Consider the following 7,988-nt stretch of genomic DNA (forward strand, 5'->3'; position numbering starts at 1 on the left):
CCATTATCGCTTCATGCATCTCGAAAAAACGACTTCGCTTTCCTTCTTTTATCACTGCAATCCAAAAGAAGCAAAAAAAGACCATAACCTGCATGGTCATGATCCTTTACCTATTTATATATAGTTAAAAAGGTAGTAACAATTTGATTCCAAAAGCTAATAAAATGCTCCCGCCCAGTGCCTCACTATATGAACCAAGCCAACCTTGTACTCTTCTGCCTAACAGCAGTCCTAACCAAGTTAATAGCATACTCACTACGCCAAAAACAATAATGGTCAAAAACGTTCTTGCCCCAAAAATACCTAAGCTAAGTCCAACAGAAAAACTATCTAGACTCACGCTGAGCGCAAAAAATAACAGTCCAAGGCCAACTGGTTTGATAAACGGCGTATCGTCATGCTTAAAGGAGGAATAAATCATCTGCGCCCCAAGAATCAACAATAAAATTCCACCGCCATAGGTAGCAAACATTCCAAGTTTATCAGACAAAAGTCGTCCAATAAACATGCCTAACAGCGGCATCCAAATATGAAATACACCGATAACAACACCAATGTAGAAAATTTGGCGAAAGCGTAAACGAATTAATCCCATTCCCAAACCAACTGAGAAAGCATCCATTCCTAAGGCAAACGCCATAATGACTAACGTGATCATTTCACTAATTAACTGAGATACATTCATCTTTACCCTCCTCGGACGTGCTCCTATTTCAAAATATGCACATTCGAAAAGGTTTAGAAGATGAATTTTATTGCTTAATTACGTGATGTCCTGCAGCTTTCATTAATCGGTTCATAACGGCATGACCGACTCCTTCTTCAGAAAAACTTTCACTAACGATAACATCTACGTCACACTCATTAAATGAACGAAGCGACTCGTATAAGTGGCTAGCAACCGTCTCTAAATTTGAACGAGATCCACATGTGATAACCGCATCCGCTTTATACGCATCTTCATGTTCAGATGTCGTTAATACCCCTACTCGCTTACCCTGATCTTTATAGCGATCGATAATAGATTGGAAAAAATCTGAACTGCCGTCAACAATGACAAGCGGTGCATCAGGTGCGTAATGCGTGTATTTCATACCTGGAGATTTTGGCGCTTCTTTATCACTTAGTAACGCTCGATCTACTTTTACGGGACCAATGACATTTTCCAACTCTTTCTGAGTAATGCCGCCCGGACGTAAAATGATAGGAATCTCTTCGGTACAATCAAGGACAGTCGACTCTACTCCTACCCCTGTTGCTCCTCCGTCTACAACTCCGCTAATACGCCCTTCTAAATCATTCATCACATGATGAGCTAGAGTGGGACTCGGCTTGCCGGAAAGGTTTGCACTAGGAGCTGCGATAGGCAAAGCCACTTTTTTTAATAATGCGAGGGCTACTGGATGTGATGGCATTCTCACTGCAATGCTGCTTAAACCAGCCGTAACCTTATCTGAAACTCGATCTTTTTTGGGTAATATTACTGTAAGAGGACCCGGCCAAAAAGCATCGATCACTTTCTCTGCTTTTGAAGGAATCGACTCTACAAATGTATGAAGCTGCTCTTTATCTCCAATATGAACAATAAGAGGGTTATCACTAGGACGTCCTTTCGCTGCAAAAATTTTATCCACAGCTTTATCCGATGTTGCATCTCCTCCTAATCCATACACCGTCTCTGTAGGAAAAGCAACCACTTCGTGATTGCGCAGCAAATCTGCTGCTTCTTCTATCTGTGGATAAATATCTTTTTCGTTCGTAAAATTATCCACAACCCATAACTTAGTTTCCATCTTCTTCAACTCCTTTTTCTTTCTATATCTAGGTTTTTTTTACTTTAAAAGTACAATATGTATCATAGATAGTAAAATACCTGCATTCATTATATCAACAAACAAGCTTTATCCACAAAATGTGGATAAAGCTCATATTTTTGTGAATAACATTGTGGATACCCCTTTAAAATGATTTATCCACATTTTCTTTTAACTAGCTGCATAAAACATCACATAGACATCCTGAGGGTTTAGTAACTTTTTTAAATAAGAATGTTCTTTTAACAACTCAGGCAGTGCACTGTAAGATGTTTGCTGAAAATTCATCATTTGAAAAAAATGTAGAGAAGATGCCTTATTTGTTAGTAAATATAGTTGCTTCACGCCATGCTTTTGAGCCAGCTGGACGATGCTTTTAAATAGCAGCAGAATATCAGATTGCATTAAAGAAGGAGACACGACAAGGGAGCGGAGAATTCCATCCACACCTTCTTTTTCAAACCCAACTGTTGCTAGCAGCTCGCCTTCTTCATTTTCCATTATGACAAATTGATGAATATGCTCTTCCACACCTGCTGTGCTGATGCCCGCTTTTTGTAAAAACTGCTGAATTCGAATATAATCATTTTCACTGGCAATTTTTAATTGTTCTCTCATTTTAATCACCTCAACTTGTTTTCTAGTAACAAATCTATGAGATGATTAAAAAAAGTAGAACTGAATTTTATTTTTAATGATTCTATTAATTAAATACTGACGATACCCATTCTACTACAAAAAACTTAACTTCTACAGAATCTTCTTTTGATTTAGAATCAGCTTTTTTCTTAGATGAAATAGACTTTTCAGCTTCTTTACTTTCCTTTTTTTCAGCCTTAGCACTTGTTTCTTCCTTTACTGTGCTTGTATCTTTTGCAATTGCTTCTTTAGAAGATACTGTTGGTTGAGAAGATTCCTTAGCTTTCTGCTCAATAGAATCTGATGTAATAGTTGCAGATTGAATTTCTGTTTTCACTGCGAGCTCTTTACTTTCAGCCGATTTGTCATCTGTTTTGTCTGCAGATTTTGATTCAGAAGGTGCTGGTTTCTCTTTTTCTTCCTTTGGCTCTTCTTCAGATGGCTCCGGCGCTTTTACCGCTTCACCGTTTGAGAAATCTAAGAAGCATAAAGGAGGAAATAGTACGCACCACCAGTTTGCTCCCTCTCCTTTGCCAAGAGTAATAAGCACGGCTTCATACTCACCTGCTGGATATAAAAACTGACCGTACAACTTAGTAGGAAACTCTACTTTTCCGAATTTAACATGAACAGATTCATTTACGCCTTCTTCTTTTAGCACTTCTTTCGCAATTGTTTCAAGCGCCGGCAAATTTTCTTTAATTGTTTTTCGAGCTACAGTTACAGATGTTAAATCTTTTACCCATTCTGTGATTTGTTCGTTCACGCGGTCACGAATCAGACGTTTTACGTACTGGTCTTTTTCACCGTCGCTGTTTGCTAAAATGCGCAGTCGAATTGCCTCGTCTGGAATGACTGCAGGCTGATCTGCCTGCACTTGGTTATGTGTATATATAAGTTGAGCATTTGCTCCAATAATTAATAAAATAAAATAAATGATAGCATATTTCTTCATTTCGGCCACCGCCCTTTCATAGGAACAGTATGGCCGAAAGCAAGATATCTTAAACTAGTAATTTAGTAAAAAAATGCATGATTTTCAAAAATCAAAGGGAAAATCATTCCCTCTGATTTTTTTAGTTCTCGCGAAGTTGTGCAAAAACCATTCGATCTTTTCCATTAATATCATATACACATTCTACAAAAGCTGTCGGAAACGTTTTTTGCAGCATCTCAGCTACATCTTTTGTCTGTCCGGCCCCGACTTCAAATCCAATAATACTATTTGACTTCGTCACATATGGCAACTCTTCCATGAAACGCCGATAAAAATCCAGGCCATCTTTTCCACCAAAAAGAGCTCGGTTTGGCTCATGATCTTTTACCACTGTGGACAACTCATCATCTGCTGGAATATAAGGCGGATTAGACACAATTACATCAAATTTCTGATTTGATAATAGAAATGGTTGTAATAGATCTCCCTGTATAAACGTGACAGCAGCTTCTAGGTTTTGAGCATTTTCTTTGGCTACGCTTAAAGATTCTATAGCTATATCTGTTGCTGTAACTTCCACTCTGTCAACCTCCAAAGCTAAAGTGATAGCAATTGCCCCACTTCCCGTTCCAATATCTACAAGCTCAATAGGCTGGTGTTGAAATTCTTTTTTTATTCGAGAAATCATTCCGTATACCAGCTCTTCCGTTTCGGGTCTTGGAATTAATACATGTTCGTTTACAATAAATGAACGCCCGTAAAATTCTTCTGTCCCGATTAGATATTGTACAGGCATACCTGCTTTATGAGCATGGACATCTTGTTCAAATCTTTTTAGAATTTCTTCTTCTAGTTCTTCCTGCAGAGCACCTAGCAAATGAGTTCTCGTCATCTGCAAGTGATGACGAAGCAAGAGTTCTCCCGCGTTTTCATCTCGCTTTGCCTCTTTCAAAAAAGAAGAAGCCCACTTAAGGGCTTCAAATACTTTCATTAGTTCGAATCTTCCATTCGGCGCGCTTGGTCTTCCATGACTAATGCATCGATAATTTCATCAAGCTTGCCTTCTAAGATTTGATCTAGCTTTTGAATCGTCAGACCAATACGGTGGTCCGTTACGCGATTTTGCGGGAAGTTATACGTACGGATACGCTCGGAGCGATCTCCAGATCCAACTGCTTGTTTGCGCGTTGCATCATACTCTGCTTGTGCTTCTCGCTGGAACTTATCGTACACGCGAGCGCGCAATACTTTCATTGCTTTTTCTTTATTTTTAATTTGAGACTTTTCATCTTGACATGATACCACTGTATTTGTTGGTAAATGCGTTAAACGAACGGCTGACATCGTCGTATTAACACTTTGGCCACCAGGTCCACTTGAAGCAAATGTATCTACACGGATGTCTTTTTCATGAATGTCCACTTCGACTTCTTCCGCTTCAGGAAGACATGCTACCGTTGCTGTAGATGTATGAATACGACCGCCTGATTCTGTTTCAGGAACTCGTTGAACACGGTGTGCACCGTTTTCAAATTTCATCTTTGAGTACGCACCTTTACCGTTAATCATAAAGATAATTTCTTTATAACCGCCTACTCCAGTAGTCGTTGCTTCCATTACTTCTGTTTTCCAGCCTTGTGATTCAGCAAAGCGCGAATACATTCGGTACAAATTAGCTGCGAATAATGCTGCTTCATCTCCACCAGCCGCTCCACGAACTTCCATGATTACGTTTTTATCATCGTTTGGATCTTTTGGAATTAATAAAATACGTAGCTTTTCAACTAGCTCTTCTTGCTGCGTTTCTAACTCGGCAATTTCTTCTTTTACCATGTCACGCATATCTGCATCAAGCTTATCTTCAAGCATCGTTTTCGCTTCTGATAACTGCTCTTTTACATCTTTGTATTCCTGATAAGCTGCTACCGTTTGTTGTATATCTGATTGTTCCTTCGAATATTCTCTCAACTTAGAGGGGTTGTTTACGATCTCAGGGTCACTCAGAAGTTCGTTTAACTTCTCATAGCGCGCCTCTACCGCTTCTAAACGATCAAACACGTCATTCACCTCATTCTTTATCCATAACATTGTAATTATAGTATAGCTTTAAAATAGAGTCAAAACCTTGTTAATACACGTATATGAACAAAAAAACAGAACTGCGCGTTCTGTTTTTATCATCATAAAATTCTTGCTTTATTTTTCGACCATTTCGCTTGAGTCCACAGACACAGCTTGTCCTTTAGACTTTTGCACAACGTGGCAATGACGACATCTTGGTTCGTACGATTCAGACGCACCGACTAAAATAATAGGGTCGTCATAAGAAGCAGGCTCACCGTTAATCAAACGCTGCGTACGGCTCGCAGGAGAGCCACATGAAGCGCACACAGCCTGTAGCTTTGTTACCGACTCTGCAATAGCCATTAACTGCGGCATTTGTCCAAAAGGTTCACCTTTGAAGTCTTGATCTAACCCCGCTACAATCACACGAAAGCCTTGATCCGCTAAAGATTGAACAATTTCTAAAATATCTGTGTCAAAAAACTGTACTTCATCTATCGCTACTACGTCTGTCTCTTCATCTACCCGCTTTAAAATATCGCGCGATGCCGAGATTGAATAAGCCATAACAGATGTACCATTATGTGAAACGACCGCTTCTTCGCTATATCGATTATCGATTGCAGGCTTGAACACTTGTGCTTTTTGTTTAGCAAACTGCGTGCGGCGCACACGTCGAATTAACTCTTCTGATTTCCCTGAAAACATACTGCCACAAATTACTTCTATCCAACCGCTTTGTTTCATTACGTACACCACTGCGGGACTCTCCCTTCTTCTCGTTCCGTTTCTGAGCGAACCGCTACTCACTTAATCTACGTCTTCTATGTAGATCTTATTCCTATGATAAAGTACCCACTTTTTTATCAAGCAGACACTGTTTTTCTACTTTTATAAGCAAAAAAACAGGCAAGAAGTTAAGCTACTTGCCTGTTTGTTTCGACAATGTGATTATTTAAGACCGTATTTTTTGTTGAAGCGATCAACACGGCCACCAGCTTCAGCGAATTTTTGACGACCAGTGTAGAATGGGTGACATTCAGAACAAGTCTCAACGCGGATCTCTTCTTTTACAGAACCACTTTCAAATTCGTTTCCGCAAGTACATTTAACCATAACTGTTTTATAGTTTGGATGAATTCCTGTTTTCATTCGTTTCATCTCCTTCCGCCCTGAATCATTCTGAAACAGAGTTTATTGATAAAGATAGTGATGAAATAATAACTATTTCACTGTGTACTTTATCAACACACATGATGAAATTATAACAAGGGTTGTATGCTTTTGCAACCACATGTTTTATAACTTATCGTTTATTTGCTAGAAGTGTTTTTTTCTCTTCCGTTAACATCGAGAAGAACTCTTCATTTGTCTTTGTTTGACGTAAACGTTTTAAGAATTTTTCTGCAAAATCAGGAGCATCTGCCATTGATTTACGAATTGCCCATAAGTGGTCTAAATGCTCTTTTGGAATTAACAGCTCTTCTTTACGTGTGCCTGAGCGACGAATGTCAATCGCAGGGAAGATACGTTTTTCAGCTAGTGAACGATCTAGATGCAGTTCCATGTTACCTGTACCTTTAAACTCTTCATAAATAACATCATCCATACGAGAGCCTGTATCAATTAAGGCTGTTGCCAGAATGGTTAAGCTGCCTCCATCTTCAATGTTACGAGCCGCTCCAAAGAATCGTTTTGGACGGTGAAAAGCAGCCGGGTCAATACCCCCTGATAGTGTACGACCGCTCGGTGGAATAACTAAGTTATAAGCACGAGCAAGTCTTGTGATGCTGTCCATCAAAATGACAACATCTTTTTTGTGTTCAACTAATCTCATCGCACGTTCAAGTACAAGTTCCGCTACTTTAATGTGGTTTTCTGGCACTTCGTCAAATGTAGAACTGACAACATCACCGTCAACCGAACGCTCAATGTCCGTCACTTCCTCAGGACGCTCATCAATAAGAAGAACAATCAATTCTGCATCAGGATGATTCGTTGTAATGCTATTGGCAATTTCTTTTAATAGCATCGTTTTACCTGCTTTTGGCGGCGCGACAATTAGTCCCCTTTGCCCAAATCCAATTGGTGAAATCAAGTCAATAATACGCGTAGAGAAACTTCTTGGCTGAGTTTCTAGCAGCATTTGTTCATTTGGATAAATTGGCGTTAGCGCTGGAAAATGTACGCGATCTTTTGACGTTTCCGGATCTTCTCCGTTTACTGCTTCTACATGTAATAATCCGTAGTAGCGCTCATTTTCTTTTGGAGGACGAACTTTCCCCGATACCTTGTCTCCATTACGCAGATCGAAGCGACGAATTTGTGAAGCTGAGATATAAATATCTTCTGAACTCGGTGAATAGTTAATTGGTCGTAAGAAACCGAATCCTTCTGATTGAATAATTTCAAGAACGCCTTCCATAAATAAAAGCCCATCTTGTTCAGCTTGAGCCTTTAAAATAGCAAAGACAAGTTCTTTTTTCGTTAATTTACTATAGTACGAAACTTTATACTCACGAGCATGTTCATAC

At 39.3% G+C, this 7,988-nt stretch carries 9 protein-coding genes; all 9 read right to left on the reverse strand.

The annotated features are described in order from the left end of the window. Positions 1 to 124: 124 nt before the first annotated feature. Positions 125 to 685: a manganese efflux pump MntP gene (locus AC1DRF_RS12555; protein WP_215054857.1), complete on the reverse strand. Its 561-nt coding sequence runs from the start codon at positions 683 to 685 to the stop codon at positions 125 to 127. 67 nt (positions 686 to 752) lie between these two features. After that, positions 753 to 1,793: an L-threonylcarbamoyladenylate synthase gene (locus AC1DRF_RS12560; RefSeq protein WP_043977484.1), complete on the reverse strand. Its 1,041-nt coding sequence runs from the start codon at positions 1,791 to 1,793 to the stop codon at positions 753 to 755. 192 nt (positions 1,794 to 1,985) lie between these two features. After that, the gene (locus tag AC1DRF_RS12565) at positions 1,986 to 2,432 is read right to left on the reverse strand and encodes a GNAT family N-acetyltransferase (protein ID WP_349768429.1); all 447 of its coding nucleotides are present in this window, start codon (positions 2,430 to 2,432) and stop codon (positions 1,986 to 1,988) included. An 85-nt stretch (positions 2,433 to 2,517) separates the two neighbouring features. Continuing rightward, positions 2,518 to 3,408 carry a stage II sporulation protein R gene (gene spoIIR, locus AC1DRF_RS12570; RefSeq protein WP_230184035.1) on the reverse strand — a complete coding sequence of 297 codons (891 nt, stop codon included), beginning with the start codon at positions 3,406 to 3,408 and terminating at the stop codon, positions 2,518 to 2,520. 121 nt (positions 3,409 to 3,529) lie between these two features. Next, the gene (gene prmC / locus AC1DRF_RS12575; protein ID WP_427076636.1) at positions 3,530 to 4,381 is read right to left on the reverse strand and encodes a peptide chain release factor N(5)-glutamine methyltransferase; all 852 of its coding nucleotides are present in this window, start codon (positions 4,379 to 4,381) and stop codon (positions 3,530 to 3,532) included. Further along, on the reverse strand, positions 4,381 to 5,448 hold the full coding sequence (gene prfA / locus AC1DRF_RS12580) for a peptide chain release factor 1 (RefSeq protein ID WP_013059820.1): 1,068 nt from the start codon (positions 5,446 to 5,448) through the stop codon (positions 4,381 to 4,383). The genes prmC and prfA overlap by 1 nt, the downstream gene beginning before the upstream one ends. 138 nt (positions 5,449 to 5,586) lie before the next feature. Continuing rightward, complete coding sequence (locus AC1DRF_RS12585; protein ID WP_226897604.1) at positions 5,587 to 6,201, reverse strand: thymidine kinase; 615 nt, start codon at positions 6,199 to 6,201, stop codon at positions 5,587 to 5,589. A 204-nt stretch (positions 6,202 to 6,405) separates the two neighbouring features. Continuing rightward, complete coding sequence (rpmE, locus tag AC1DRF_RS12590) at positions 6,406 to 6,606, reverse strand: 50S ribosomal protein L31 (RefSeq protein ID WP_013085477.1); 201 nt, start codon at positions 6,604 to 6,606, stop codon at positions 6,406 to 6,408. Between the two features lie 154 nt (positions 6,607 to 6,760). Beyond that, positions 6,761 to 7,988 (reverse strand): transcription termination factor Rho (gene rho / locus AC1DRF_RS12595; RefSeq protein WP_477740858.1); only part of this gene is annotated, 1,228 nt, incomplete at its 5' end.

The organism is Priestia sp. P5_B4, assembly GCF_056400385.1.